The 25,151-nt window shown below is 43.2% G+C and carries 27 protein-coding genes; 9 read left to right on the top strand and 18 right to left on the bottom strand.

The genetic code is table 11. From position 1 onward, the window contains the following. Positions 1 to 4: 4 nt before the first annotated feature. The 4 genes from ACFSJY_RS04720 to ACFSJY_RS04705 form a co-directional block, all read right to left on the bottom strand. Positions 5 to 775: a PEP-CTERM/exosortase system-associated acyltransferase gene (locus ACFSJY_RS04720; RefSeq protein ID WP_386031630.1), complete on the bottom strand. Its 771-nt coding sequence runs from the start codon at positions 773 to 775 to the stop codon at positions 5 to 7. 144 nt (positions 776 to 919) lie between these two features. After that, a complete protein-coding gene (locus ACFSJY_RS04715; RefSeq protein WP_386031628.1) occupies positions 920 to 2,149 on the bottom strand; it encodes a pyridoxal-dependent decarboxylase, exosortase A system-associated in 1,230 nt (409 codons plus the stop codon). A 2-nt stretch (positions 2,150 to 2,151) separates the two neighbouring features. Then, positions 2,152 to 3,747, bottom strand: a complete 1,596-nt coding sequence (locus tag ACFSJY_RS04710; RefSeq protein ID WP_386031626.1) for an acyl-CoA ligase (AMP-forming), exosortase A system-associated — start codon at positions 3,745 to 3,747, stop codon at positions 2,152 to 2,154. Positions 3,748 to 3,837: 90 nt separating this feature from the next. Next, complete coding sequence (locus ACFSJY_RS04705) at positions 3,838 to 4,701, bottom strand: patatin-like phospholipase family protein (protein WP_386031624.1); 864 nt, start codon at positions 4,699 to 4,701, stop codon at positions 3,838 to 3,840. A gap of 119 nt (positions 4,702 to 4,820) precedes the next feature. Between ACFSJY_RS04705 and ACFSJY_RS04700 the strand changes: the two genes are divergently transcribed. Next, on the top strand, positions 4,821 to 5,582 hold the full coding sequence (locus ACFSJY_RS04700) for a S1 family peptidase (RefSeq protein ID WP_386031622.1): 762 nt from the start codon (positions 4,821 to 4,823) through the stop codon (positions 5,580 to 5,582). Positions 5,583 to 5,586: 4 nt separating this feature from the next. Here the strand turns inward: ACFSJY_RS04700 and ACFSJY_RS04695 are convergent, their stop codons facing one another. The 3 genes from ACFSJY_RS04695 to gpmM are packed head-to-tail and all read right to left on the bottom strand — an operon-like array spanning position 5,587 to position 9,095. Beyond that, positions 5,587 to 6,351, bottom strand: a complete 765-nt coding sequence (locus ACFSJY_RS04695) for a divergent polysaccharide deacetylase family protein (protein WP_386031619.1) — start codon at positions 6,349 to 6,351, stop codon at positions 5,587 to 5,589. Between the two features lie 57 nt (positions 6,352 to 6,408). Beyond that, on the bottom strand, positions 6,409 to 7,533 hold the full coding sequence (locus tag ACFSJY_RS04690) for a murein hydrolase activator EnvC family protein (protein WP_386031617.1): 1,125 nt from the start codon (positions 7,531 to 7,533) through the stop codon (positions 6,409 to 6,411). A 20-nt stretch (positions 7,534 to 7,553) separates the two neighbouring features. After that, the gene (gene gpmM, locus ACFSJY_RS04685; protein ID WP_386031615.1) at positions 7,554 to 9,095 is read right to left on the bottom strand and encodes a 2,3-bisphosphoglycerate-independent phosphoglycerate mutase; all 1,542 of its coding nucleotides are present in this window, start codon (positions 9,093 to 9,095) and stop codon (positions 7,554 to 7,556) included. A 178-nt stretch (positions 9,096 to 9,273) separates the two neighbouring features. Here gpmM and ACFSJY_RS04680 point away from each other — a divergent pair, with 178 nt between their 5' ends. The 4 genes from ACFSJY_RS04680 to gpsA all read left to right on the top strand — a co-directional run bounded on the left by ACFSJY_RS04680 (position 9,274) and on the right by gpsA (position 11,542). Then, complete coding sequence (locus ACFSJY_RS04680; protein WP_386031613.1) at positions 9,274 to 9,702, top strand: rhodanese-like domain-containing protein; 429 nt, start codon at positions 9,274 to 9,276, stop codon at positions 9,700 to 9,702. A gap of 9 nt (positions 9,703 to 9,711) precedes the next feature. Beyond that, positions 9,712 to 9,972, top strand: coding sequence for a glutaredoxin 3 (gene grxC, locus ACFSJY_RS04675; protein ID WP_386031610.1), 261 nt, complete (start codon positions 9,712 to 9,714; stop codon positions 9,970 to 9,972). Positions 9,973 to 10,038: 66 nt separating this feature from the next. Then, entirely contained in the window at positions 10,039 to 10,530 is a 492-nt protein-coding gene (gene secB / locus ACFSJY_RS04670) for a protein-export chaperone SecB (protein WP_386031608.1), read from the top strand. 4 nt (positions 10,531 to 10,534) lie between these two features. Further along, positions 10,535 to 11,542: an NAD(P)H-dependent glycerol-3-phosphate dehydrogenase gene (gpsA, locus tag ACFSJY_RS04665; protein ID WP_386031606.1), complete on the top strand. Its 1,008-nt coding sequence runs from the start codon at positions 10,535 to 10,537 to the stop codon at positions 11,540 to 11,542. 44 nt (positions 11,543 to 11,586) lie between these two features. On the opposite strand, the gene trmL is transcribed toward gpsA, so the two are convergent. After that, the gene (trmL, locus tag ACFSJY_RS04660; protein WP_386031604.1) at positions 11,587 to 12,051 is read right to left on the bottom strand and encodes a tRNA (uridine(34)/cytosine(34)/5-carboxymethylaminomethyluridine(34)-2'-O)-methyltransferase TrmL; all 465 of its coding nucleotides are present in this window, start codon (positions 12,049 to 12,051) and stop codon (positions 11,587 to 11,589) included. Between the two features lie 95 nt (positions 12,052 to 12,146). Here trmL and ACFSJY_RS04655 point away from each other — a divergent pair, with 95 nt between their 5' ends. Next, positions 12,147 to 13,055, top strand: a complete 909-nt coding sequence (locus tag ACFSJY_RS04655; protein WP_386032226.1) for a cation diffusion facilitator family transporter — start codon at positions 12,147 to 12,149, stop codon at positions 13,053 to 13,055. Here ACFSJY_RS04655 and ACFSJY_RS04650 read toward each other — a convergent pair. The 3 genes from ACFSJY_RS04650 to ACFSJY_RS04640 form a co-directional block, all read right to left on the bottom strand. Further along, positions 13,024 to 14,058, bottom strand: a complete 1,035-nt coding sequence (locus tag ACFSJY_RS04650; RefSeq protein ID WP_386031601.1) for an alpha/beta fold hydrolase — start codon at positions 14,056 to 14,058, stop codon at positions 13,024 to 13,026. The genes ACFSJY_RS04655 and ACFSJY_RS04650 overlap by 32 nt on opposite strands. Before the next feature lie 101 nt (positions 14,059 to 14,159). Continuing rightward, a complete protein-coding gene (locus tag ACFSJY_RS04645; RefSeq protein WP_386031599.1) occupies positions 14,160 to 15,566 on the bottom strand; it encodes an ATP-binding protein in 1,407 nt (468 codons plus the stop codon). Continuing rightward, a complete protein-coding gene (locus tag ACFSJY_RS04640; protein WP_386031597.1) occupies positions 15,566 to 16,261 on the bottom strand; it encodes a response regulator in 696 nt (231 codons plus the stop codon). Before ACFSJY_RS04640 ends, ACFSJY_RS04645 begins: the two co-directional genes overlap by 1 nt. 148 nt (positions 16,262 to 16,409) lie before the next feature. Here ACFSJY_RS04640 and ACFSJY_RS04635 point away from each other — a divergent pair, with 148 nt between their 5' ends. Next, entirely contained in the window at positions 16,410 to 16,877 is a 468-nt protein-coding gene (locus tag ACFSJY_RS04635; protein ID WP_386031595.1) for a Spy/CpxP family protein refolding chaperone, read from the top strand. Between the two features lie 60 nt (positions 16,878 to 16,937). Here the strand turns inward: ACFSJY_RS04635 and ACFSJY_RS04630 are convergent, their stop codons facing one another. The 5 genes from ACFSJY_RS04630 to rsgA all read right to left on the bottom strand — a co-directional run bounded on the left by ACFSJY_RS04630 (position 16,938) and on the right by rsgA (position 22,096). Continuing rightward, the gene (locus tag ACFSJY_RS04630; protein WP_386031593.1) at positions 16,938 to 18,875 is read right to left on the bottom strand and encodes a TonB family protein; all 1,938 of its coding nucleotides are present in this window, start codon (positions 18,873 to 18,875) and stop codon (positions 16,938 to 16,940) included. A gap of 16 nt (positions 18,876 to 18,891) precedes the next feature. Further along, positions 18,892 to 19,272, bottom strand: a complete 381-nt coding sequence (locus tag ACFSJY_RS04625; RefSeq protein WP_386031591.1) for a BlaI/MecI/CopY family transcriptional regulator — start codon at positions 19,270 to 19,272, stop codon at positions 18,892 to 18,894. A 133-nt stretch (positions 19,273 to 19,405) separates the two neighbouring features. Then, positions 19,406 to 20,140 (bottom strand): glycerophosphodiester phosphodiesterase, encoded by a 735-nt coding sequence (locus ACFSJY_RS04620; protein ID WP_386032224.1) that lies wholly within the window; start codon positions 20,138 to 20,140, stop codon positions 19,406 to 19,408. A gap of 4 nt (positions 20,141 to 20,144) precedes the next feature. Continuing rightward, the gene (asd, locus tag ACFSJY_RS04615; protein WP_386031589.1) at positions 20,145 to 21,041 is read right to left on the bottom strand and encodes an archaetidylserine decarboxylase; all 897 of its coding nucleotides are present in this window, start codon (positions 21,039 to 21,041) and stop codon (positions 20,145 to 20,147) included. A gap of 17 nt (positions 21,042 to 21,058) precedes the next feature. Continuing rightward, positions 21,059 to 22,096 (bottom strand): small ribosomal subunit biogenesis GTPase RsgA, encoded by a 1,038-nt coding sequence (rsgA, locus tag ACFSJY_RS04610; protein ID WP_386031587.1) that lies wholly within the window; start codon positions 22,094 to 22,096, stop codon positions 21,059 to 21,061. Positions 22,097 to 22,236: 140 nt separating this feature from the next. Here rsgA and orn point away from each other — a divergent pair, with 140 nt between their 5' ends. Continuing rightward, positions 22,237 to 22,782: an oligoribonuclease gene (orn, locus tag ACFSJY_RS04605; protein ID WP_386031585.1), complete on the top strand. Its 546-nt coding sequence runs from the start codon at positions 22,237 to 22,239 to the stop codon at positions 22,780 to 22,782. A 71-nt stretch (positions 22,783 to 22,853) separates the two neighbouring features. Here orn and ACFSJY_RS04600 read toward each other — a convergent pair whose 3' ends face one another. Together ACFSJY_RS04600 and ACFSJY_RS04595 are read right to left on the bottom strand one after the other, a co-directional pair. Continuing rightward, positions 22,854 to 23,885, bottom strand: a complete 1,032-nt coding sequence (locus tag ACFSJY_RS04600) for an MJ1255/VC2487 family glycosyltransferase (protein ID WP_386031583.1) — start codon at positions 23,883 to 23,885, stop codon at positions 22,854 to 22,856. 5 nt (positions 23,886 to 23,890) lie between these two features. Beyond that, positions 23,891 to 24,397, bottom strand: coding sequence for a phosphatase PAP2 family protein (locus ACFSJY_RS04595; RefSeq protein WP_386031580.1), 507 nt, complete (start codon positions 24,395 to 24,397; stop codon positions 23,891 to 23,893). Between the two features lie 146 nt (positions 24,398 to 24,543). On the opposite strand from ACFSJY_RS04595, the gene ACFSJY_RS04590 reads away from it, so the two are divergent. Then, the gene (locus ACFSJY_RS04590) at positions 24,544 to 25,032 is read left to right on the top strand and encodes a DUF4442 domain-containing protein (RefSeq protein WP_386031578.1); all 489 of its coding nucleotides are present in this window, start codon (positions 24,544 to 24,546) and stop codon (positions 25,030 to 25,032) included. The last annotated feature ends 119 nt before the right edge of the window (positions 25,033 to 25,151 follow it).

Here is a 25,151-nt window from a genome sequence, read left to right as displayed (position 1 = left end):
CGATTTATTTGTCACGGGGGTTAGTAAATGGCACGAGGTAAAGCTGTTCAACCAAATCGTTATATATCAGCTTGTAGAACTCTAACAACTCTGGAGAAAGATCTGAGTTAAACCCCGCTCTTTTTAGATAAAACATGGCTCGCATACCATGATAATCCATTTCATCACCGCATTGTACGAACGGTAGCCCGAATCGGGTCAATCGGCGATTAAGGCGGGGCTCCATCATGACAAACATACCTTGATGATTGCATATATCTGCTAATGCTACAGCTGCTAGATACAACCCCATAGCAATATTGGGAAAGTTTCGTCTCTCTTCTTCAGAGTAAACGTTTTGAGGATTCACTTCATTCAGAACAAAAGGCTTGTTCTTTTCTTTCTCCCTTCGTCTGAAGGTTTCAAGAACGGCAAGCCTTGATATCTCACCAAAGCTTCCTCTTGGCAGTATGGTCGAGTCGATAACGTCTTTACGTGCGCTCTGTAGGCAGTTTGCTTCGAACGGTAATTTTAGGCCGGGATTATCGGGGGAGGGAATAACTAACCTCACACAGCCAGCAAATACCCCCGTCCTTTTATGCTCGAGTAAACAATGATAAGCGTAGTCATCACACTCATCAGTTTCCATCTTGTGTTCATTCTCTGGCTCCCAGCCTAGCTCCGCAGCATAAACACCGTAGCGTATTTTAAACGCTTCTTGTCTTAGCTCTTTTGTATTTGCAAACCGAATTTTGAAATACTGCGCAAAATTACTAGCGATGGAATATTCACTCATGAGTTATCCGAGATACCTTTGCTTAGTAAATGGCACTATTACCATTTTAGTGCGTAATCTGTATTAACTATAACAAGTTATCGCGAGAATTCATTAAAATAAGCAAAATTGTCTTAAAATTTTACAACACCTATCTTTATGAATTTAGAGTAAAATTTCTTTTAGCTCTGGTTGGCTGAGGAAATTTTGCGGGCTTGCAGATGCACCGTAGGCACCTGATTGAAAAACAGCAATAAGATCGCCAATTTCAATCGTTGGTAACATCATTTTATCCGCAATAATATCCAGCGGTGTACACAGTGGGCCGACAACATTGGTCTTGGTGAGATGTTCCTCTTCCACTTCTAACTTGTTGGCAACAGCAACAGGGTAGTTTTTACGAATAACTTGGCCAAAATTTCCGGAGTTTGACAGGTGATGATGTAATCCTCCATCACAAACAGCGTACTGTGTGCCTCGAGATTCTTTAATATCAACTACTTCACAAATGTATACGCCAGCTTCACCAACAAAGTAGCGACCTAGTTCCATAATGAGTTCGATTCCTGCCAGCCCCTTATGTCGCGCAATTAATTGAGCAAGGTTATCGCTAATTTCTTCCAGTTGAATGCGTTTCTCACCCGGGAAATACGGAATACCGAGTCCGCCACCTATGTTAACGTAGTCAATGTTTACTGGCGTCATTGCCACCAACTCTTCTGCCAGTGCAAAAGTTTTTTGGTGCATTTCAATAATGGCGTCAATATTTAGATTTTGTGAGCCTGCGAATATGTGGAAGCCACGAAACTTAACCGAATCAAAATCCATTTGGCCGATAATGTCGGGCAACAACTCTTGATCGATACCAAACGGTTTAGCGCCGCCAGCCATTTTCATGCCCGATGCTTTTAGTTCAAAAGCAGGGTTCACGCGAATAGCAATATTTGGCTTTATCCCCAATGATTTTCCTAGTTTCGTTGCGCGCGAAATTTCTGTAGCCGATTCTGCATGTAAGGTAATGCCAGCAATAATTGACGCTGAAATGTCGTCTTCAGTTTTACCTGGTCCGGCAAAACTGATCTCTTCCGGCGGCATACCGCTTTGAATAGCCAGCAGCATTTCCTTTTTTGACGCAACATCAAAACCGTCAACAAGTGGCTTCATAAAATTGACGAGCGGTGGGTAGGGGTTAGCTTTAACCGCGTAATGTAGAGAAATTGATTCAGGCAATGCCGACTTTAGCTGAGTAACTTTGTCACTCAGCAGTTTTCTATCGTATGCGTAAAAAGGTGTACTACCTAGCATTTGCTTTATTTGCGTCGTTGTTAGGCCACCGACGACAAGTTCGTTATTTCTTTGTTCAAATGGCGGTATTACATCGTGTTTTGCTTTCATCGCTAGCTCGTAAATAGGTGTTGGTATTCGCGGTTTAAATTTGCGCGGTCAATTTTTCCGTTCGCATTGTGAGGCATATCTTTGAGCACAATGATGCGTTTAGGTACCATAAAGTTTGCTAGCTCTCGCATACAATGCTTGTTGATTGATTTTACCAGCTCATCTTTTTCTAGTTCACCATTGCCTTGAACAATCGCTACAATGGCTTGTCCTAGTTCTGGGTGCTTAGCACCAATAATTGCGCCTTCAGCGATATTGGGGTGTTGATATAACACCTCTTCTACTTCCATTGGGCTAATGCGATACCCAGATGATTTTATCATTTCATCTGCTCGGGCAACAAAGTACAAGTAGCCATCTGCATCCCGTTTGACTGTATCACCAGACCAAACTGCCATCTCTGTTAGCATGATACCGCTGGGTTTACTTGTTACTGGCTTAAAGCGTTCAGCCGTTTTTTCTGGGGCATTCCAGTAACCTAAGCTAACCAAAGGGCCGATGTGAACTAATTCACCCGGCTCATCAACATCACATTCTGTGCCATCAGGTCTCATCACGATGACTTCTGCATTCGGAATGGCTTTTCCCATTGAACCAAGACGATTGTCTACTTCACTAGGCGGTAAATATGTAGAGCGGAAAGCTTCTGTTAGTCCGTACATTAAGTAAGGGCTTGCTGAGGGCATTCTGTCACGAAGCGTACTCAGGTTTGCAAGCGTTAACGCACCGCCACTATTAGTGAAATAACGGATAGATTGGCCTGAGCCTTCTGGCCAATTTAGGCTGCACAGTTGTGAGTACAGTGGTGGAACAGCGGCCAAACCAGTGATTTGATACTTATCTATAGTTGTGAGTACATCTTTAGGCAATAGATAGTCAAGAAGTACGCAAGAAGCACCAACGTAAAAGCTTGTTGTTAATTGGCTTAATCCATAGTCAAAGCTAAGTGGTAACACTGCCAAAATAACGTCTTCAGACGTGTTTTCTAAATAAGTCGCTACTGAAATTGCACCTTCAACCATGTTTTGGTGGGACAGCACAACTCCTTTAGGTTTCCCTGTACTGCCCGATGTATAGAGTATGGCGGCCATATCTGTACCGGTTTTAGGTGACAGGCTTGGAGCGTTTTTACCGGATGTGTTGAGGAATGTCTGCCACGAAATAATGTGGCACTGCTCGACTTGGCGGTCTTCTTCCTGTTTGCCGTCTACAACAACAATATGCTGCAGGCTTGGCAAGCTTGAAATAACACCTTCTAAAGACTTTAATCTGCCCTTGTTTGTGACAAGTACTTTAATATCGCAGTCATTTGCAATGTGCTGAACTTGTGCAGCTTTAAGCACCGGATTAATGGGGACAAAAACACCGCCAACTTTGCTTGCTGCAAAAAGGCTTGTAATGGTTTCAAAGCTTTTCGCTAGATATACGCCGATACGATCAAATCGTTGCAATCCCAATGCCTGATAGCAAGCCGCTACTTTGGATGTTTGCTCAGACAGCGCATGATAAGACAGCGTGTCTTGCTTAAAATGGATAGCTACAGCATCCGGCGTTCGTTGAGCGCTTGTCTCAATGAAGTCGTGTAAAAACGTGGCCATTCTTCGTCCTGAAAGTGGTAAAGCAGAAAGTACCGCTAAAAACGCGTAATTTGGCCTTATTATGACAATTCTTGTGGGGTGTTCACAAGTCTAACTATGCACAACGCGTTTGTTAACCGAACTTACTGGTTGTGCCTTGATTTTGGTTTTCACAGGGATAATATCCATCGCTGTGTTGTAGCCGGTTTCGAATAACTTCAGCTTCTTATCAGGTGTCATGTTGAAGTCTACCGCTGAACAGTCACCCGTATTGATGATAATGGTGTTATGCCAGAACGCTTCATTGATGTATTCCCGCGATATTGTAGTCATAAACGTTCTAATCAGTAGGGTAACGTAGTTAAAAATGGGGAATATGCCGCCCACGTTTAAATCGTCATATTCTTGTTCTCCGCGCAAGCGAAAACATAAGACTGGCGTCTTCTTCCCATCCCAGTCCCTGTGTAAAGCATCTTCTGACAGAATGCTACCATCTACCATGATGCGTTTGCCAAAAGGCTTAAAGCTGAAAACAAGCGGAATTGACATTGAAAAACGCACCGCTAGGGATACTTTGGTGTTTGGGGTATGCTCTGCATCGAAGATAACCGGTCTACCGCTTTTGACATCAGTGGCGACAATATGAAGATGCTTATCCATTTCTTCAAATGTTTTACCATCAAGTAAGTTATCGACCCAAGCTTCAAAAGCATCTCCAGAGCTTAAGCCACCATTACGGATTAACTTAAACAACGAAAATTCTCTGAATTGATTGTAATTGGTTTCTAAGGCTATTTTTTTGATATCCGGTAAAGACAAGCCGGATGCATACAAACTAGACACTATACTACCGCCAGATACACCCACAATATCGTCAAATTCGACACCGAGCTGTTCAAGTGCGGATAAAATACCAATATGCGCAGGTAGTCTGGTACCCCCACCCGCCATGATAGGAATAATTTTATCTGTCATTTTGAATATCTCTCCTGAACGTAAAATAATTATGGTTCAGATCTGTGATCTTTGCCTAAAATTGGCATACTAATAGTCAGTCGATGGCGGCCTGAACGGAAATTCTAAAAAGGGACATCATGAAAAAGATAATCACTATTCTCGTCTGTATTGCGTTAAGTTTCTCTGCATATAGCCATGATATGGTCAATATCATTAAACAAATTAAACCGTCGGTTGTTGGTATCGGCGTTCATACCCCGTTAGGACAACCTAAAAATGAGTTGCGAGGAACGGGGTTTGTGATCGGTAATGGACAATATGTTGCGACTAATCACCATGTGTTACCTGAGCTATTGAACAGCGAACGTTTGCAAGAAATGGTGGTTTTTATTGGCGCAGGAAAGAAAGCAACAGCGAGAAAAGCAGAGATAATAGCGTCTTCTCAGTATTACGATTTGGCGATACTGAAAATTGAGGGAGAGCCGCTGCCTGCTATGAAGCTTGCGTCTGATAACTTTTATCCTGAGGGCAAAGTGGTTGGCTTTACCGGCTTTCCTATCGGTGCCATTTTAGGTTTGTACCCTGTGACTCATACAGGGATGATTGCAAGCATTACGCCTGTTGTTATACCCGTAAAAGATACACGCCAAATGACCATAACGATGCTTAAGCGCTTACGAGATCCCTATATGGTGTATCAATTGGATGGCACCGCGTACCCAGGCAATAGTGGAAGTGCTATGTATGATGTTGACAGTGGTGAGGTGGTAGCCGTGATTAATAAGGTGTTTGTGCAACAAACGAAAGAAGCCGTTATCTCAAATCCAAGTGGTATTACTTATGCTATTCCGGTGCGTCATTTACGCAGGCTAATGAAAGATAACAAAATCGCTGAATAGTTGACTATTCAGCGCTGATACTTGGTGCCAGGTTCGTATGCTCTCGTAAATAAAGCGAAGATAAAGGGACTAATTCAATATTGTTTTGTTTAAGTTGTGGAATTAGTCGACTCAAAGACTCTACTGTTTGAGGATGAGGGTGGGCAATAGCAATGGCGACCTGGTTCTTCTTAGCTTTGCGTATCAGTTGTTTAAATTGCCCTGCAATATAATCATGATTTAAGTGGTTATCTAAAAATACATGTCGACTCATCACCGGTACGCCTAATTGGTTTGCAATCGCTTTGCCTAGTGAGTTAGGGCTAGTCACACTATCTAAAAACAACATGTTGTTATCCTTTAGAAATTGCATCGTCCAAATCATGGGCTCTGTTAGTGTCGTTAGGTGGCTGCCCATATGATTATTGATACCAACCGCAAACGGCACTTCTTCAAGAGACTTAGTTAAGCTTTGGCGTAGCGCTTTTTCGTCCATATCGCTTGTTAAGGCACCTGGTCCTAGTTTTTTGCCAAGCGTTGACTCCATCGGGATATGTAAAATAACTTCTTGATTACGTGCGTTAGCAACTTTTGCTATGCGCTCGCCAAACGGCGTATGGGGTAAAACTGCAAAGGTGACTTTCCCTGGGATATTCAACACGTTTTTGTCTGTCATGCGATATCCAATATCGTCAATAACAATAGCAACTTGCGCTGGTTGAGCGAAACTGAAAGTGGAAATTAGGAGTAGTAGAAAAAAAGAAAAGCGCGCCACAAGCGAATAAATCATAATATATTATTGTTATTTCAAATTAGCGTAGCAGCTTTGGTAGGCAAAATCGATGCTTTATTTACACCAAATCTTAGGGTTCATTGCCTTACCACGGTGACGAATTTCAAAGTAAAGCCCCGATTCACTTTGACCACCACTTTGCCCGACTAAAGCAATAGGTTCGCCCGCTTCGACCGTTTCGCCAACATCTTTGAGTAACGCCTGATTGTGGCCGTATAGGCTCATGTAACCCTTACCGTGATCAATAACGGTGACTAAACCATATCCTTTTAGCCAGTCAGCAAACAAAACTTTACCAGCTTGAATACTTGATACTTGCTGTCCAACAGGTGCTGATAACAATACCCCTTTCCATCGCAGGTAGCCTTGTTTGCGTGTGCCAAAAGAGTGCTTTATTTTACCTTTGACAGGCCACTTTAATCTTCGTTTGTATTTGTTTAGCCCATTTAAGTTTGCGGCAAGTGAGCTTTGACGTGCTAGTCGCTCAAGCGCTTGCATTAACGCGGTTTCTTCTTCTTCCAGCTTGGCGAGCTGTTGTTGGTTAGTAAGCAGTTCCTTACGTAGGGCTTTAAGTGTTTTTTTACGTTTTTCTTTTGTTTTCTCTAGAGCGAGTTTTTGTTGCTGTTGAGTAACTTGAAGTATTTTGAGCTTCTCTTCCTTCTCTTCTAGCTCTGCTGCAACAGCGTCCAACTCAGCGATGGTTTTTTGAAAGGTTTCAATTTCTTCGATGCGCGCCTTGTTAAGATACTGGTAGTAAGTGACAGAACGCTGCACCTGTGACGACTGTTGCTGATTTAATAGCATCTTCAGATAGTCATGTTGTCCAGTGGTGTATGCGGTACGAAGCTGGTGAGCGAGCGCTTTTTCTTGTTGTTGCTTTGCTAGAGTGAGTTTCGTTTTTTGTTTATTGAGGAGTGCGATACGGCTGCGGGTAGATTTTAGTGTTTTATCCGTTTTGTTGATGGCCTTTGCCACCTTAGCGATGGCGAAGTCATCTTTTTTTAGCTGCATATCCAGCTTTCGGCGTTGTTGGCTAACTTTTACTATTGCTGTTTTTTGCTTAGCAATCTCTTTTTTAACTTTGGATAGCTCTTTGTCTGACGACTGTTGCGCCAATGCCAAAGAGCTAGTTAAACAAAATATGACCGCTAAGCAGCGTTGTAAAAAGCTAAAATCCATTACTACCGACAAATTACTGGTTAGCTAAGTTGCATGAGTACCTTGCCAGTCATCTCTTCTGGCTGCTCCATGCCCATTAAATGCAATATTGTTGGCGAGATGTCTCTAAGTGAGCCGTCCGCCGCAGGCGTTGCTTGGCGACCAACATAAATTAAAGGAACCGGCTCACACGTATGCGCTGTGTGTGCTTGCCCTGTTGTTGGGTTTACCATTTGTTCAGCATTACCGTGGTCTGCGGTGATTAAGCACTCACCACCTACTTTTTCTAGCGCTTCCACAACGCGGCCTATTGACGCATCTACGGCTTCACATGCTTTGACAGCGGCATCGAATTTACCCGTATGTCCAACCATATCACCATTTGGGTAGTTACAAACAATGAAATCAAAATCGCCGCTTTCGATAGCGCCAACAAGCTTGTCTGTTAACAGTGCTGAGTTCATTTCTGGTTGTAAATCGTAGGTTGCAACTTGAGGTGAAGGAACCAAAATACGCTGCTCTCCGTCGAATTCGTCTTCACGTCCACCGCTAAAGAAGAATGTCACGTGTGCATATTTCTCCGTTTCAGAAATGCGTAACTGTGTTTTGTTATGCTTAGCTAACCATTCGCCCATCACATTGTTCAGTTCTTCTGGTGGGAAAGCGCAGCTCGTTTTGATATCGGCAGCGTATTCGGTCAACATGACAAAATCTGAAATTGCCGGTACTTTTTTGCGAACAAAGCCAACAAAATCTTGCTCGGTAAATGTTCGGGTGAATTGACGGGCTCGGTCGGCACGGAAGTTCATGAATACCATTGCGTCGCCATCTTCGACCTCAACGGCATTGCCATCAGGTTTTGTGATGACACTTGCTGTTACAAACTCATCATTTTCGTCACGCTCATATGCAGCAGCGAGTGCCTCTGTAGCCGATGAATATTGGTATTCTGCTTCACCGCTAACGATAAGGTTGTACGCTGCTTCAACACGATCCCAGCGTTGATCTCTGTCCATTGCAAAGTAACGTCCGACTATCGACGCTACTTGACCATTGCCTAATTCCGCAAACTTATCTTGTGCTTTTTGCAATGACTCATGTGCGCAACGTGGCGGTGTGTCTCGGCCATCTAAAAATGCGTGTAAGTACACTTTCTCTGCGCCTCGTGCTTTTGCTAACTCCATCATGGCAAAAATATGATCTTCGTGGCTATGTACACCACCTGGCGACATCAGTCCGAATAAATGTACGGCTTTACCTGCTGTTACTGCTTTATCAACCGCTTGGGTGAGTGCAGGGTTGTCATTAAATTCACCGTCTTCAATGGCTTTCGTAATACGAGTGAAATCTTGGTAAACAATGCGGCCTGCACCTAAATTCACGTGGCCTACTTCTGAATTACCCATTTGCCCGTCTGGTAAGCCGACAGCCATACCAGATGTACCAATTAACATATTTGGATAGTTTGCTTTTAAGCCGTCTAGTACTGGGGTGTTAGCGTGAAAAATAGCGTTAGAGTCTTCTTTTTCGCTATATCCCCAACCATCGAGGATAAGTAGCACCACGGGCTTTTTACTTGGCATGTGTTTTTCCTAAATATGTTCTTATTACAGCGAGAAGATTATTGTACACAGAAGAAGATGAATAGCACTAGCCGACACCTGAAAAATATTGACTTATTTCTGCGCTAAAGTTGGGTTTGCGATATGAACTCTGTATACTGTGCCGGTTTTTTAACAAGTTCGTACACGGTAGATTTTTATGGAACAACTTATGGCGTTTGCCGCGAACCATCCTATGCTTAGCACGCTTTGGGTTGGCTTGTTTATCGGGGTCATCGTATTAACTGTGATGATTCAAATGTCACCTATTAAACAACTGTCACCTCAAGAGATGACGTTAATGGTCAATAAGCAAGATGGCGTCATTGTTGATATTCGCCCTGACAAAGAATTTAAAAAGAGTCGTATTATTGATTCGGTGCATTTACCGCTAGAAAAAGCGAATAAAAATGACTTTGCTGCCCTTGAAAAGCACAAAGATAAACCCATTATCGTGGTATGTACTGCTGGTTTAACAGCATCAAAAGTCGCCAGCCAAATGGCTAAAGCAGGTTTTGCGCAAGTAAACTTGTTAAAAGGTGGTTTAAACGCATGGGTAAACGCAGGTTTGCCAGTAGCGAAAAAGTAAGAGGTTCTAGTGGCATCTAAAGTAGAAATTTATACGAAAGCATTTTGTCCGTTTTGTGTCAGAGCAAAAGCATTGTTAGAGCATAAACAAGCTGCATTTACTGAATTTAAAATTGACGAAAATCCATCACTTCGCCCAGAAATGATTGAGCGCGCAAATGGCGGGTCAACCGTGCCGCAAATATTTATTGGCGAAAAGCATGTTGGTGGCTGTGACGATTTATTTGCTTTGGAAGCAGCTAGTAAGCTCGACGAATTACTTGCAGGCTAGTCTTGCATCGATAACTAATTAATGAGTGCCTGAACTGATTCGGGCCAATATATAGGAATTATTCACATGGCTGACGAAAACCAAGTTCAAGACCAAAACGCACAACCACAGTTCGCAATTCAGCGTGTTTATACAAAAGACATCTCTTTTGAAACGCCAAATTCTCCAGCGATTTTCCAGAAAGAATGGAAGCCTGAAGTAAAGTTAGATATCGACACTCGCTCAAACCAAATTGCTGAAAACACGTACGAAGTCATTCTAGCGGTTACAGCAACAGCAACTGTTGAAGGCCAAACAGCGTTTTTAGCGGAAGTACAACAAGCCGGTATTTTCAACATTGGTAATGTAGGCGAAGCACAATTAGCACACATGATCGGTGCTTTCTGCCCTAACACGTTATTCCCATATGCACGTGAAACGGTAGCTAACTTAGTAAACCGTGGTTCTTTCCCACAACTTAACCTAGCACCGGTTAACTTTGACGCATTATTTGCTCAGTACCTTCAGAAGCGTCAAGAGCAAGAACAAGCGCAAGCGGCTAGTACAGAAACTCACTAATTTTATGGCTGCGCAATCAGCAAAAATCACTGTTTTAGGGGCAGGGTCTTATGGCTCTGCCCTTGCTATTTGTTTTGCCCGAAATGGTCATAAAACTGTCCTTTGGGGGCGAAGTCGTGAGCATATTGCTGAAATGGCGGTAAGCCGAAGCAATGATAAATATCTACCTGGCAGTAAATTTCCTGAAAGTTTAGTGCTGGAAAGTGATTTAGAAACGGCGGTTACCGCAAGTGACATTATTTTAGTTGTCGTGCCAAGCCATGTGTTTGGCGACATGCTTGACCAAATTAAGCCACTTATTTCTGAAAATGCAAAAATCGCATGGGCAACCAAAGGGTTAGACCCTGATACAGGGCACTTGCTTCAACATGTCGCGCGTGAAAAACTTGGTAACGAAATTACCTTAGGTGTGTTGTCGGGACCAACGTTTGCCAAAGAAATGGCTGCTGGCTTGCCGACAGCAATTTCACTTTCATCGACTGATCAACGTTTTGTTGATGAATTATCTGAGTTACTGCATTGCGAGAAAACGTTCCGCGTATACAGTAACAATGACTTTATCGGCGTGCAGTTAGGCGGTGCCGTTAAAAACGTAATTGCAATTGGCGCGGGCATGGCAGACGGTATTGGCTTTGGTGCAAACGCTCGTACGGCTTTGATAACGCGAGGCCTTGCTGAAATGACACGTTTAGGCATTGCATTAAACGCAGAGCCGAGTACCTTTATGGGGATGGCAGGGTTAGGCGACCTTGTATTGACCTGTACAGACAATCAATCTCGTAACCGACGCTTTGGTCTAGCGTTGGGGAAAGGGAAAGATGTTGATACCGCTATGGCTGATATTGGCCAAGTCGTTGAAGGTTTCCGCAACACCAAAGAAGTGTATATGTTAGCTCAGCGACAGGGTGTAGAAATGCCAATTGTAGAGCAAGTGTATCAAGTGCTCTATGAGGGTAAGCCTGCACTGAAAGCGGCCTCTGATTTGTTATCTCGAGAAAAGAAATTTGAATAGCGCCATAGGCGCTATTTTTATATGGGGTTTAGAAGTTCGTAACACTACAATCCATTCTTAAAGCCAAGCTGTCGCCATGCTTCATAAATAATGACTGCAGCTGAATTCGATAAGTTCATACTACGGCTACCTTCGACCATCGGAATACGAATTTTGTGTTCATCAGGAATTTGATCGCGCACTACATCTGGCAGTCCACTCGTCTCTGAACCAAACATGACATAATCATCAGTATTAAACGTGACTTGATGATGGTAGCGTGTCGCTTTAGTAGTGATAGCATAGAGTGCTTTAGGTTGCTCTGATGCAATAAAGGCATCAAAGCTCGCATGGCGCTTTAGGTCTGCAAATTCGTGGTAATCAAGACCTGCTCGTTTCAAACGTTTATCTTCAATTGAAAACCCAAGTGGCTCAATTAAATGTAACTTGAAGCCAGAATTAGCGCACAAGCGAATAATATTGCCGGTATTAGGTGGAATTTCTGGTTGGAACAAAACAACGTTTAACATGCGAATCAATACTATATTAATGTTGGCCGTATTATAACGAATGGCTTCATAAGACTCATCAGAAATATGGTGATTAGGTCTATACTTACCAAAGTATCAGTGAGGTAAATGCTATTTCATCAACTTCTTATCAGTTTTGGGTCAAAGCCGCAGCTTGGGCGTCTACGCTCGTAGCTGTTCTCCTTATAACTATCAAAATTTATGCGTGGCTTGTTTCCGGTGCGAGCTCAATTTTAGCGTCAGCCACTGACTCTTTACTGGATTTATTTGCCTCGCTGCTTAATTTGGTTGTCCTTAAATTTGCATTGGCACCACCTGATAACGAACATAAATTTGGTCACGGTAAAGCAGAGAGTTTGGCAGGCATTGCCCAGGCGGCGTTTATTAGTGCGTCAGCAATACTGTTGTTTGTTCACGGCCTAGAGCGTTTGTTCAATCCGCAGGCAATCAACCAGAGTGAGGTGGCGATTGTAATCACTATTATTTCGCTTGCTCTGACACTTGGGCTTGTATGGTTTCAACGTTGGGTCGTGTTAAAAACCCAATCAATAGTGATTAGCGCGGACGCACTGCATTATCAATCCGATATTTTACTGAATATTGGTGTGCTGGTTGCGGTTATTTTGTCAGAGAGTATGTGGCCGCAAGCTGATGGGGTATTTACAGTATTGGTTGCGTTTTATTTACTGTATGGCGTAAAAGCGATACTCGGGCAAAGCCTAAACCAATTGCTAGATCACGAACTAAGTGCTTCGGATATCAGCACTATTGAAGCAATCATTAAGTCGCAGTCTAAAGTACTTGGGCATCACCAGTTAAAGACACGACAAGCTGGACCGTTGAAGTTTGTACAGGTACATATTGAACTACCAGCGGAGATGGCGCTTAGAGAAGCTCATGAAGTCGCTGATTCGATAAGTATGGCGATAGAAAAAGCGCTATCGCCATGTGAGGTGATAATTCACCAAGATCCTATTGCGTCATCGACGCGCCATGCTCAGTGAACCAACGCATAACTTCTTCAATACCTTGTTGCCTTAGCGCGTCGGTTTCAAAGAAAATTTCATGGCGAGCTTCGGCAACCACAAAGGGCTTTCCGCCAGGGCAGGACGCTTCATGTGACTGGTTTAGCGCGGCACAAAAGTCAAATTGTGCTTGGTTATCTACGACAGTGTCATCGCCTGCTTGTAATACCTGAACAGGTGTATTTAGCTTGTTAATATCTGCAAAAAGATTCTCGTTGACGGCCAGTGCTTCGTTAAGCCAGCGATAGGTGACACCGCCTAGCTGTAAATCAGTTTGTTGCTGGTATAAATCAGTAAAAATTTTGTAGCGCGCTTTTGATTGCATTAATTGGTTTTCTTCAAACGGCGTTTGCTCAAACTCGCCTTGACCCAAGAAATACCAGGAGTCTTGACCGAATAAAGTCGCTAAGCCATCCCCGGTATTAATGATAGCGCTGGCTAACCAAGTAGGAATGCCGCCACTGTTAATTGCAATCATAGGAGATGCGAGTACTGCAGCTTTTATCTTGCCCGGATAAAGCTGAAGATAACGCGCGCTGATAGCGCCTCCCATAGAGTGGGCGAGTAGAAAAACATCTTTTTTACAATCCTTTGAAACTACGTCATTAACAAAGGTGTTTAAGTCTTCGCTATAGTCATCGAAATGATTTACGTAGCCTTTGTGTTTATTAGCAAGCATTCGCTCTGACAAGCCTTGACCACGATGATCAATAATATAAATATCAAAACCCAATCGTGAAATGTCGTATGCTAACTCCTGATACTTGAGGTAGCCTTCAGAGCGTCCAGGTACTATGACTAAACACTGCGGGTTATTCGCTTGGCTAAATTGGGCATAGCGAATTTTTACATCATCAACGCCTGTAAAACTGCTGAATTGTCCCTGTTGCCAAAATGCCCTTATTTCATTGTTATAACGACTTTCGAGCTGCTCTTCGGTCGTTAAACTTAGCGGGTTCGCTGTGGCAATTGTCGTTGTCATAAGCAGTGCTAGGCATCCATGTATTATTGATTTCATCTGGTTATAAAATTGATTGAAGGCGTAGTTATATTACGTCATTTAAGTCATAAATAAAGCGCAGATTAACCGACAGGAAATACGATCCGTACTAACAAACCGCCATTGGCAATGTTTTCTGCCACAATTGAGCCTTGATGGGCAAGAATCGATTGCTTGGCAATCGCCAAACCGAGGCCTGTACCACCACTTGCTCTGTCTCTTGCGTCAGCTACTCGATAAAAGGGTTCGAAAAGCCTAGGTATGCTTGCAGCAGGAACACCGTCTCCCTGGTCGCTGATGGTAATGCAGATATTTGTCTCTTTTTGCTCTAAACAAACGGACACAACAGAGCGCTCAGGGCTGTATTTGACGGCATTGTTTATGATGTTGCTAATTGCACTAGCGATTAACTGGCTATCAATCTTCACCATCAAATCAGCGTTAATACGTCTTTTCAATGAAACATCTACCTGCTTGTCCTGACCTAAAAATGCAGCGTCATCTACAATCGAGTCGATTAAGGGTGAAATAGCGCAAGGCGCGATATTGATTGGTTGAGTACTATTTTCGAGTCTAGATAGCACTAAAACGTGATCAATCATTGAATCGAGCTTATCTATCTCTTGTTCGCAGCGGCCAAGGTAAGTCTCTAATTCAGCCGCGTTGTCTTGGTTTTTCTGTGATAGCGCGATAGCCATTTGTAATCTGGTTAGCGGTGAACGAAGCTCATGAGAAACGTCAGCCATTAAACGCTGATGAGCGGAAACATTTACCGACAATTGCTCGGCCATGTCGTTGAAGTTTTTGGCTAATTCACCTAATTCGTCATTACGGTTGCCATGTCCCTGAACACGAGCCTTTAAGTCACCTTGTCCAAATCTGTGCGCAACATTAGCCATGTCACTCAGTGGTTTACTTAAAGAACGCGCCAAAAACCAGCACAAGATAAAGCTGACCAGTAGCGGTGTACCAAATCGAGCCCATGGTGGTAGCTGCATTAATATTGCGCCAACGGAATTAGGGTGCTTGAATTTTCGTTGATAGAAAACTCGAAACTCTTGATCGTTAAGCGAAAACTCCAGTGGCCCTGTTAAACGAGTGCGAGGTATTAGCCAGGTACTAGGTTCATTAATTAATGTGTTGTCTAAAAAATTTTCAATATCTTGTTGGTGGCGTTTATCACCCAGTAGCAACTCGCCTGTATTTATATTTTGCACAACAATATGGCGCACAAACATCTTTACCCGAGCTCGCTTGGATAAGGCTTTGATGAAGGTTTTAAGATCGGCAGGTTGAAAACGATTTACGCCGTCAACAAACATATGCAAGCGGCTCAAGTCTTCTTCATCTAACGTAACTTGAATATGCTGCTGGCTTAACTGAACAGAGACAAACCTTGTTGCAGCGATGGCACAAATCGTCACAAGCCAAAACCAAAGAAACAGCTTTATCTTTATCGAACTTAACTGCTTAACAACATGATTAGCCACTAAGCTTCACCCGTAAGGAAAATATAGCCAGCACCTCGAACGGTCTTAATTTTGTCACTGGCTTCATGTGCAAGAAATTTACGTCGAATATTGCTAACGTGCATGTCTATACTGCGATCAAAGGGGCTCAATTTCCGCCCCAATACCTGCTCAGATAAATCATCCTTACTGACGATTTCGCCGTGATGACTGACAAGTAAATGCAGCATTTCATATTCGGTGCCTGTTAAAACAACTTCGTGGCCGTGGCAGGTCACTTCGCGTGTTGCATTGTCTAATAAGACCTGATTTACACTCAGTTGGGTCGCTTTGCCTTTTTGTTGCTTCACAATCTCAATGCGTCTGAAAATCGCATTGATGCGTGCAATCAATTCTTTGTGGTGAAATGGTTTTGCAAGGTAATCGTCAGCTCCCAGCTCTAACCCTTGAATTCGATCTTCGTTGTCGCCCTTTGCTGTCAGCATCAGTATAGGTGTTGGGTGTGAACCACCGAGCGCCTTCAGTACTTCAAAGCCATTCAGTTTTGGCATCATCACATCTAATAAAATTAAATCTACACTGTCGTCAAAGGTTTTTGCTAACCCGCTTGCGCCGTCATTGCATACACTGGTTCGAAAGCCTTCTGAAGCTAAGTACTCAGAGAGTAATTCAGTTAGTTCTTTGTCGTCATCAATAATTAAGATATGTTTTGCCACAATTGCCACCTTAGTGTGTTCGATATCAGCATTCTACCAAGCAACATTTAGGGGCAAGGTAATCTTTACATAGCTTTACACACTGCTTGCGTTTCTTTGCATTGCAATTTCTATAATGCATTTGAACTTGTTAGAGAGGACAATGCAAATGAATCTATCATCAACAATGAAGCATACGTTAATCGCGTTAACTACAGCTGGCATTTTAGCTGCTCCGCTGAGTATGGCATACGCCGATAGCGATGGCGTTCGCCACGATAAACATCATAGCGCCAAAAAAATGCGCTTTATGGCACGTTACTTAGATCTCAGTGAAGAGCAAAAAACGCAAATCAAAGCAATAAAGGAAGACAGTAAAGCGGAAGGTGAAGCGGTTCGTGAACAAGTTAAAAATTTCCGCGAACAAGTGCAGGCCCTAAAAGATAGCCCAGTGTTTGACGAAGCGGCATTTACAGCGCTCTATAGTCAGTACCAAGATACATTCGCACAAGCAGCGCTTATTAAGGCAAAAACTCGCCATGCTATGTATTACGTATTGACCGAAGAACAGCAACAAAAATGGGATGAATTTCAGGAGTCTCGAAAAGGGAAGCGTGCTGAGGCGGCAGCAGAATAACCGTTCTAGTGGTTAGGCGAGCGAATTATCGCTCGCAATCTATTGCTGTTTTGAATGTCACTAACTTAGATTAAAAGAGAAAATCTTCGACATCTTACTCTGAACCGCTTCCCCGTTGATACGTGCCGGTTCAAATTTCCACTGTTTCATCGCTGCAGTAATGGACGTCCTAAAATATGATAGTCTGCTTTGCTGCTCAAACTGAATATCGATAACATTGCCAGCTTCATCAATTGTGAAGTTGACGAATACTTCAAGCTCGATTCCTTTGCGTTTAGCAACAGAAGGGTATTTGGGGTCAATCGCTTCTAATAGCTTAGCTTCTTCGCGGGTGCTTATTTGTTCAAGCAATTGGCGCTGCTCGCTTTGGTAGCGCTGCTCAAGCAAACTAAACTCAGATTTATCTTCAAACAGTGGCTGATCAAGTTGCGTGAAGGTTTGACTCTCATCAGCTAAAGCAATGGGTGAAGGAGCCGAGATGCTACTTGATGTTCGTATGGCATCAAGCGCTTTTGGTTCATTTACCACTCGATCTGCTTTAATTGTTCTAGCTTCAATATTTGCCAGGGTGAGCTCAACTTCTTCATCAATGATCGTAGCTGCTATTTTATCTTCTTGAACCTGAGCAATAGGTGGTTTATTGACCACTTTTTTTAAGGCTGGTTTACCGATGACTTGTTCATTACTCGCTAATATTTCAACAAGCTTTTCGGGCTTTTCAACAGGTGGCGGCGTATCAGCAATAACCTCTTTCACCGTAGGTGCGATAGCTTCTAATTCGCTTGTTCTAACTATCGTGTTAACCGGTGTTTCTACAATGCCTGGTTTCGTTAGCGTTTCTGCGGGTTTAACGATTTTACGCTCAGATTTTTCAGGCGCGAGTAATTGTTGTGCAATGCTTGTGACGGGTAACGGGTTAAAATTCTCTTCTGAATTGAGAGAAAGAGATGGAACGGCACCAGCGTGAATATCGAGAGTAGGTAAGCTCACGACTTGCTTGGCGGCAATCAAAAATAAGGCAAACGCTATGGTTAGTCCCGCCAGCCACTTTCCAGGGTCGTTGCTATCAGTACAGCTATGATTGACCAAGCGCACGACGCGCTCTTTTAGGTCGCCACCCGACGCTGCCATTGCCATTGTCGGAATCGTGGCATGATGATGGCCTTTGCAAATAGCAGCAGTGTCGGTCAATGTATGCGCATATGCGACTGGGTTACCACAATGGCTTACGGCAATATCGTCACTGCAATACTCACGTTCTTGACGCATGTGTTTGGCAATCCAGTGCACCGCAGGGTGGAAGAAAAGTAATATTTCTACCAAGGTCTGCAAAAAATTCACAAGATAATCATGACGACGAATATGAGCGAGTTCGTGTAAAAGCAGCATTTCTAACTGCTCTTGTGTTAACCCCATTACCATTTTAGCTGGCATCAAAACAGCCGGTTTTAGCCAACCTATGGCCATTGGTACTTCTGCTTTGAGGGAAATCACTAACTTGGGAACGCGATTGAGCCCTATCTGTTTTGCTAACTGTGCAAACTTTGCCAGCATTTCTGGTTCTGGCGCAAGGTGCGAATGATAAGGTAATCGTTGTACGCCAGCGACATCCAGCAACAACCTTACGGTTAAGAAGGCTACCCAAATTAGCCAAGCTACTGATAAAAACGGCAGGTAATCTACTGTCTTTTGATACCAGTCACTGGCTGCAACGGGCGCAAAACTTTGTTGCAAGTTATCGATGGGAAGGATACCAATGTGGGAAATCGATTGATTAGCAACAGGTTCGAAGTAGTAACCAAATGTAGCAACGGGTAAAATTAAACAAGCTAGCATGGCTGCACATGCCAATGCGTAACGTAACTGAGGGTGCTTGTCAGAAATAAACGAGATCAACACCTTGAATACCGCAGCCACAAGCACCCCTTGCCACAAAAAGTGGATAATGGTGATTGCTAGCGTTTGCAATATAGGATGATTAATCAGTGTCTCTGGCATTTATCGTTTTGCTTTTTTATTTCTCTAAGCTGTCTAACAGTTGACGAATATCGTCAATTTCTTCTTTAGACGTTGTTTCGTCTATTGCGCGTAATACAAGTTTAGACGTTGAACCACCAAATGCACGGCTGATCAGGTCTTTGATTAATGAAGACTGTGTTTGCATCTCACTATTTGCAGCAGCATAAACGTGAGCACGATTACTTTCGTCGCGAATCACTAATGATTTCTCATGCATGATTTGCAGTATTTTTAGAACGGTAGTGTAACCCGTTTTTTGGCTTTCACTTACCGCTTCGTGAATTTGTCTAACTGTTGCAGGGCCTATTTCCCAGAGGACATTAAGGAGCGACAATTCTGCTTCAGTTGGCTTAATGCTTGAGTTATCTCTAGCCATTTAAACTTCCTTCCATCTTTATATTTTTGCCCAAGGCAAATGCTTTTTTACGAACCTAATCGTATCCTGTGATGATTAATTGAGCAAATGAAAAAAAATGTTACAAGGTTAAGCTATTGAATAAACGTGAACTTTACTGGTTCTCATGGTCATGAATCAAGGCTTTACTACGCTGTGGAAAGTTAGAAAAAATGGCATCTACACCAAGTTCCATACACCAACGAACATCCTCGGGTCTGTCAACGGTATACACCCAAAGCTCTATATTTTGTTGGTGAGCATGATCAACCAGCACTTTGTTTAGACTATTGAGGTCGATATTAAGTGAAGAAGCCTTTAGCTCAGCAGCACAATCACTCAGATTGGTTGGGATATTTGCAATTAACGCACCTGTTTTTACTTGAGGTAACTTGGCCTTACAAGCATGGAGTATCGAGTGGTTAAAGCTGGATAGTATGAAACTAGACCACGAATATTGTGAGGTTGAAGCAGCAACAGCTAAACGACGACGCAAGTCTTCAACCAACAACTCAATGTAGCTTTGTTCAACCTCTCGCTCTTTAATTTCGATATTGACGGGGCATCGACCTGCAATAGCACTCAGCGCTTGTTCCAACGTCGGTAAAGGCAATTCGTCTTTACCACGCAAGCAAGCAAGCTCAGCAGGTAGCATGGCTTTCAATAGGCCGCTACCTGAAGTGGTGGTATCAACATAGAAATCGTGGATAACGTACCACTTGTCAGCGCCTGAGTGATATTGCACATCAAGCTCTATACCATCAGCCTGCTGTGCAATCGCTTGCTCAAATGCAACAAGTGTATTTTCTGGAAAGTCACCACTAGCACCGCGATGAGCGAAGACTTTCATCAAGTTAGCTTTCTTCAGCGTCGATTTCAGGTTGGCTAGCAACAACGTCCGCGTAGTGCTTGCCTAAACGCGTCACTGTGCCTGGTCCAGCAGTTTCGTTGAATTCAATCATACCCGGACCAAATGTGCTCACGACGGTTGAGCCTAATTTGAATCGACCCATTTCATCGCCTTTTTTCAGATGAATGCTACCAGGGCCTGAAGCAGGGTAGTGCCAGCGGAACACGTCTTTACCTGCAGGGGGGGTAATTGTACCCGCCCAGACTGTTTCAATGCTCGCGACAATGGTCGCGCCGACAAGAACCATAGCCATTGGCCCAGCTGCTGTATCGAACACAGTGACAACGCGTTCATTTCTGGCAAATAAATTAGGTACATTATTGGCTGTTAGTGGGTTTACAGAGAATAAATCGCCTGGCACGTAAATCATTTCACGCAGCGTAGCGTCCATTGGCATATGGATACGGTGATAGTCCGTTGGGGCTAAATAGATACAACTGAACTTGCCGTCCTGGAAAGGCGCAGCGGTTGTTTCATCACCGCCTAGTAGTGTTTGCAAACTGTATTTAAAGCCTTTTGCTTGAATAAGTTGACCTTGAGAAATATCGCCTTGCTGGCTTATTTTGCCATCTACCGGATAGCACAGTGTTGAGGCATTATCGTCAATCGTTCGTACGCCATCTTCCAGTTCACGTGTAAAGAAGTCGTTAAATGTGGCGAAATCTTGCGGGCGTTTAAGCTTCGCTTCGTCCATATTGATGTCATATGCTTTGATAAAGTATTTGATTGCTTGGGTGGTAAACCAGCCAGCTTCTGCAGCGGCGAACTTCCCAACTAATCGTGACAATGCATGTTTCGGCATCGCATACTGAAGACCGATTTTAATCTTGTCTAATACCACTCAAATATCCTCGTAAATTAATGTTTAAATCTTGATGTTAAATTATTTGTGTCTAAGCTATCGACTATGCGCTGGTAACTTTCCAACCTTTCAGGGTAAATTTCGCCTGCTTCTACAGCGGCGACCAAGGCGCAACCGGGGTCATCCTTGTGTTTGCAGTCTCTGAACTTACACGTGCCCAAGTAGTCGTCAAACTCAATAAAACCGTCTGCAACCTGTTCGGCCGTTAAATGCCACAGGCCAAATTCTCTAATTCCGGGAGAATCGATAAGGTCACCGCCATCGGCAAAATGGTAAAGTCTAGCAACAGTGGTCGTGTGTTGCCCAAGGCCAGAGTTTTCAGAGACTTCCTGTGTATCTAATGACAGTTCTGGCATTAGTGAATTTACCAGTGTCGATTTGCCGACACCGGATTGACCTACGAATATACTGGTTTCGTTATTCAGCTGCGTTTTTAATTCGTCAATACCATCGCCTGAGGCACTACTGGCGTAAAGCACTTGATAGCCAATATCGCGATAGATATCGAGCTGTTGTTCTACGATTTCAGCGAGCTCTTCATCCATTAAATCTACTTTATTAAGCAAAATGACAGGCTTGATGCCGGTTTGCACACACGCAACGATATAGCGATCTATGATGTCAGGGTTAAAAGCGGGCAGAACCGTGGTGACAATAATGATTTGGCTGATATTTGCGGCGATAGGCTTTAGGCCATCATAAACATCAGGTCGACTTAATTCAGAGCTGCGATCATGAACTGCTTCTACAACACCAGAAATACTGTGTTCATTAGACTTACCTTCTCTAAAAAGTACTTTGTCGCCACAAACTAATGAGGCTACGCCTCGCCGCAAGTTGCAGCGAAATGTATCACCTTGTCCATTTTCGATATCGGCGTGTTGACCAAAGCGACTTATAACGGTGCCTTCTTGCGGAGCACCTAGTTCATTATCCTGCCACTCAACGGCATCGCTTTTTTGGCGTAGTTTTTTGGCTTGATTCGCGCGAATTCGGCGCGCTTGGCCTTTGGTCAGTTTTTTTGCTTTTGCCACGTTGACTCGATAGGGCTGCAGCCAACAATTAACATTGGCTTTTCAATATTGATAAATGTCACGTATTATACTGACTTATTAGCTGCTCGGCTAATGGTTAGCCAAGCGGCATCTAATATAGTCAGTATAAAGAGACCTTCATGAGTGTAAGTGATACAAATTTAGTGTGGTTAGATCTAGAAATGACCGGGTTAGAACCTGAAGAGGACGTAATTCTAGAAATCGCCACAATCGTAACGGACAGCCAACTAAATATCCTTGCTGAAGGACCTGTGTTCGCTATTCATCAGCCAGATGACGTGTTGGACAATATGAGCCCTTGGTGTATTGAACATCATGGAAAATCAGGCTTAACTGAACGCTGCCGAAATAGCAGGACAGACTTGGCTACGGCACAAGAAAAAACGATTGAATTTATTGCACAGTATGTGCCTAAAGGTAAGTCACCGATGTGTGGCAATAGTATTGGCCAAGATCGTCGTTTCATTAACAAATACATGGTAGATTTCGAAGATTGGTTTCACTACCGCAACCTTGATGTCAGCACTGTTAAAGAGTTAGCTCGACGCTGGAAGCCTGAAGTACTCGATAAAGTGCAAAAAGCTGGTGCACATTTAGCGTTAGATGATATTCGAGAATCTATCGAAGAATTAAAAGTATATCAAACACACTTTTTTAAATTATAAAAGTTTGGGCCATTTAAAGCCTAATGCTGGAGTAATGTGAAGCGAAAACGAGTATTTTCGCTTCTTACTTTTCATAAATTATCTGCCATCTTTTGCCAGAGTGATTTACCCAGTTGTTGATGACTGTCTTTGGCTCCTTGTGCAACCCACTCAGCTATCGACTTTGCCACGTTTGGGAGCGGACGAGCTTGCGGTACATTCATCTTTTCTAACCATTGCGAAACGATGGGTAAGCTAATCTCGGAGGTAACCTTGGCATAGTTTAATTGCTCTAATGCCAACGCATTCGAATGTTGTTCCATTTGTCCGTTAAGTGGTTTTGTAAGAATAGGAAGCCCTAGGTGCAAGCACTCACTTATCAGCTCAAAGCCACTATTACAGATAACACCTCTAGCACTGACCAAATCATTTTTAAACGCTTGATATGACGTTTTACGCAACGCAACATTCCCTTGGTGACCGTCAATTAACTCAGGTGAATACTGAATAAAGTTAACGTTGGGAAGTTGATTTAATACCTGGGTCACCAATTTTTGATTTTCAAAAGGTAAATAAATCAAAATATGTTCGCCCAAATCACCTGGGCTTAAGTTGGTATCAATAATCGGGGGGAGCACATTGTCACTGTATGGGTGCCAGTGCAGGCCAATCGATTTATTTGCAGGTGCAAAATTCTGCATTATCCATTTTGCCATCATAGACTCGCCGGCAAGCGGTGTATTTTCGCCGAAGGCGTATTGATGGCCAACGCCAAGCACAGGCACTTTGGCTAACTTACCTGCCCAGGCACTGACAGGCTCAAAGTCGGTGATAACCAAATCGTAGTCTCTAACCGGTAAAGCACGAATATCACGAATAAATTCCAGCACTGAGTTTTGTTTAAAGGTCTCAAGATAGTTAATCTTGCCGTCATTGGTCGCAAATGTAAGGCCTTTTCGATGCCAAAAATCACCAAAAATTTCCATATCAAAGAGTTTCGCTTTTTCGCGCCCTGAGATGAGGTATGTAACGTCTATCTGATGTTCCGCTAAATACTTGGCGAGAATTCTTGCTCTAGAGATATGCCCGTTACCTGTTCCTTGAATGCCGAACAGTATTTTCATACAGCTTATACAACTCCAATTAAAATGAGAGAACCGAGGGTGGCGCCCGCTAATATGTCTGAGGGGAAGTGCACACCTAATATCACGCGTGAGGCGCCAACGGCTGTAGCCCATAAGTACATAGGTATGGCAATAGCGCCAAATTCAACAACAACCAGCCCTGTTAATAAGAACGCAGCCATAGTGTGCCCTGAAGGAAAACTGAATTGATCAGACGGTGTTACTAGGCATTTAAAGTTTGGCACTATGTCTGGTGGGCGGCGGCGTTTCAGCGTGTTTTTCAACACGAAATAAATGGGGCGCTCTAAAGCGAAAGCGATTAGCGCAAGCATAAAAAAAGCTATGCTTTGTGAATACATCGCTACTAGGGTAGGTACGATAACCTGCATGTAGCCATCGCCAGTGCGAGAAATGCCCCTAACGCAGTTGATAAACTTGCGATGATAATGGGATTTAACACACCACCGAAGTAGGCGTAAATCGTATTGATACATATCGTGCAATACAGTCATAAGCGAACGATAAATAGAGTTTGTGACCATTCGTTGACAATAATATGTCTATTTAATGAACAGTGAGTGCGAAGAGGAAAATAAATTAAACTTGCAGGTCTGACCAGTAGGCTAAATAATGGAGTAAAAATCGATGGAGAGATCACGTGGCCAATAAATTCAGCAAATTAGTAAAAACGGTTTATAAACTCCCCAAATTTAGTCATGAGTACTTGTTAACTAAACTATTTTGTTCCCAGGTAAAGTACGCCAATACTTCGCGCGTAAAAATACATCGTATTTCAAATACTGACGCGGAATTGTCGCTTGCTAATAGTAAACGTGTGCAAAATCATATTGGTGGTGTCCATGCGGTTGCGGCGTCGCTTTTGGCAGAGTCGGCAACAGGCATTGTGTTTGGCATGAATGTTCCTGACAGTCATCTACCGTTGCTAAAATCAATGACGGTAAACTATAACCGTCGAATGCAAGGTGATTTGAAAGCAATTGCTACCTTAACGACAGAGCAAATTCAAACTATCGAAAGTGCAGAAAAGGGCGATCTTGTGGTTGCGGTTACTATTACAGATGAGTCAGGTCAAGAACCGATCGAATGTTTGATGAATTGGGCATGGGTGCCTAAAAAACGGAAATAAAACCGCTTCGTCGCGTTTGAATCCTGTTGATAATGATTTAAACTATAAATGCATAATTAACCATCATTTTGTCGATACAAGCTGGTGGTTTTTTTAATGGATTTTGGTTTTAACGTTAT

It is taken from the genome of Thalassotalea euphylliae (assembly GCF_042682785.1).
Lineage (GTDB): Bacteria > Pseudomonadota > Gammaproteobacteria > Enterobacterales > Alteromonadaceae > Thalassotalea_F > Thalassotalea_F euphylliae.
Note: the sequence above shows the minus strand (reverse complement) of the source record. Positions and strands in the feature narration are given on the sequence as shown.

Excerpts from the sequence above, each read along its gene's own strand:
- ACFSJY_RS04720 (WP_386031630.1), bottom strand. The coding sequence starts at position 775 with ATGAGTGAATATTCCATCGCTAGTAATTTTGCGCAGTATTTCAAAATT.
- ACFSJY_RS04715 (WP_386031628.1), bottom strand. The coding sequence starts at position 2,149 with ATGAAAGCAAAACACGATGTAATACCGCCATTTGAACAAAGAAATAAC.
- ACFSJY_RS04710 (WP_386031626.1), bottom strand. The coding sequence starts at position 3,747 with ATGGCCACGTTTTTACACGACTTCATTGAGACAAGCGCTCAACGAACG.
- ACFSJY_RS04705 (WP_386031624.1), bottom strand. The coding sequence starts at position 4,701 with ATGACAGATAAAATTATTCCTATCATGGCGGGTGGGGGTACCAGACTA.
- ACFSJY_RS04700 (WP_386031622.1), top strand. The coding sequence starts at position 4,821 with ATGAAAAAGATAATCACTATTCTCGTCTGTATTGCGTTAAGTTTCTCT.
- ACFSJY_RS04695 (WP_386031619.1), bottom strand. The coding sequence starts at position 6,351 with ATGATTTATTCGCTTGTGGCGCGCTTTTCTTTTTTTCTACTACTCCTA.
- ACFSJY_RS04690 (WP_386031617.1), bottom strand. The coding sequence starts at position 7,533 with ATGGATTTTAGCTTTTTACAACGCTGCTTAGCGGTCATATTTTGTTTA.
- gpmM (WP_386031615.1), bottom strand. The coding sequence starts at position 9,095 with ATGCCAAGTAAAAAGCCCGTGGTGCTACTTATCCTCGATGGTTGGGGA.
- ACFSJY_RS04680 (WP_386031613.1), top strand. The coding sequence starts at position 9,274 with ATGGAACAACTTATGGCGTTTGCCGCGAACCATCCTATGCTTAGCACG.
- secB (WP_386031608.1), top strand. The coding sequence starts at position 10,039 with ATGGCTGACGAAAACCAAGTTCAAGACCAAAACGCACAACCACAGTTC.
- gpsA (WP_386031606.1), top strand. The coding sequence starts at position 10,535 with ATGGCTGCGCAATCAGCAAAAATCACTGTTTTAGGGGCAGGGTCTTAT.
- trmL (WP_386031604.1), bottom strand. The coding sequence starts at position 12,051 with ATGTTAAACGTTGTTTTGTTCCAACCAGAAATTCCACCTAATACCGGC.
- ACFSJY_RS04650 (WP_386031601.1), bottom strand. The coding sequence starts at position 14,058 with ATGACAACGACAATTGCCACAGCGAACCCGCTAAGTTTAACGACCGAA.
- ACFSJY_RS04635 (WP_386031595.1), top strand. The coding sequence starts at position 16,410 with ATGAATCTATCATCAACAATGAAGCATACGTTAATCGCGTTAACTACA.
- ACFSJY_RS04630 (WP_386031593.1), bottom strand. The coding sequence starts at position 18,875 with ATGCCAGAGACACTGATTAATCATCCTATATTGCAAACGCTAGCAATC.
- ACFSJY_RS04625 (WP_386031591.1), bottom strand. The coding sequence starts at position 19,272 with ATGGCTAGAGATAACTCAAGCATTAAGCCAACTGAAGCAGAATTGTCG.
- ACFSJY_RS04620 (WP_386032224.1), bottom strand. The coding sequence starts at position 20,140 with ATGAAAGTCTTCGCTCATCGCGGTGCTAGTGGTGACTTTCCAGAAAAT.
- orn (WP_386031585.1), top strand. The coding sequence starts at position 22,237 with ATGAGTGTAAGTGATACAAATTTAGTGTGGTTAGATCTAGAAATGACC.
- ACFSJY_RS04600 (WP_386031583.1), bottom strand. The coding sequence starts at position 23,885 with ATGAAAATACTGTTCGGCATTCAAGGAACAGGTAACGGGCATATCTCT.
- ACFSJY_RS04595 (WP_386031580.1), bottom strand. The coding sequence starts at position 24,397 with ATGACTGTATTGCACGATATGTATCAATACGATTTACGCCTACTTCGG.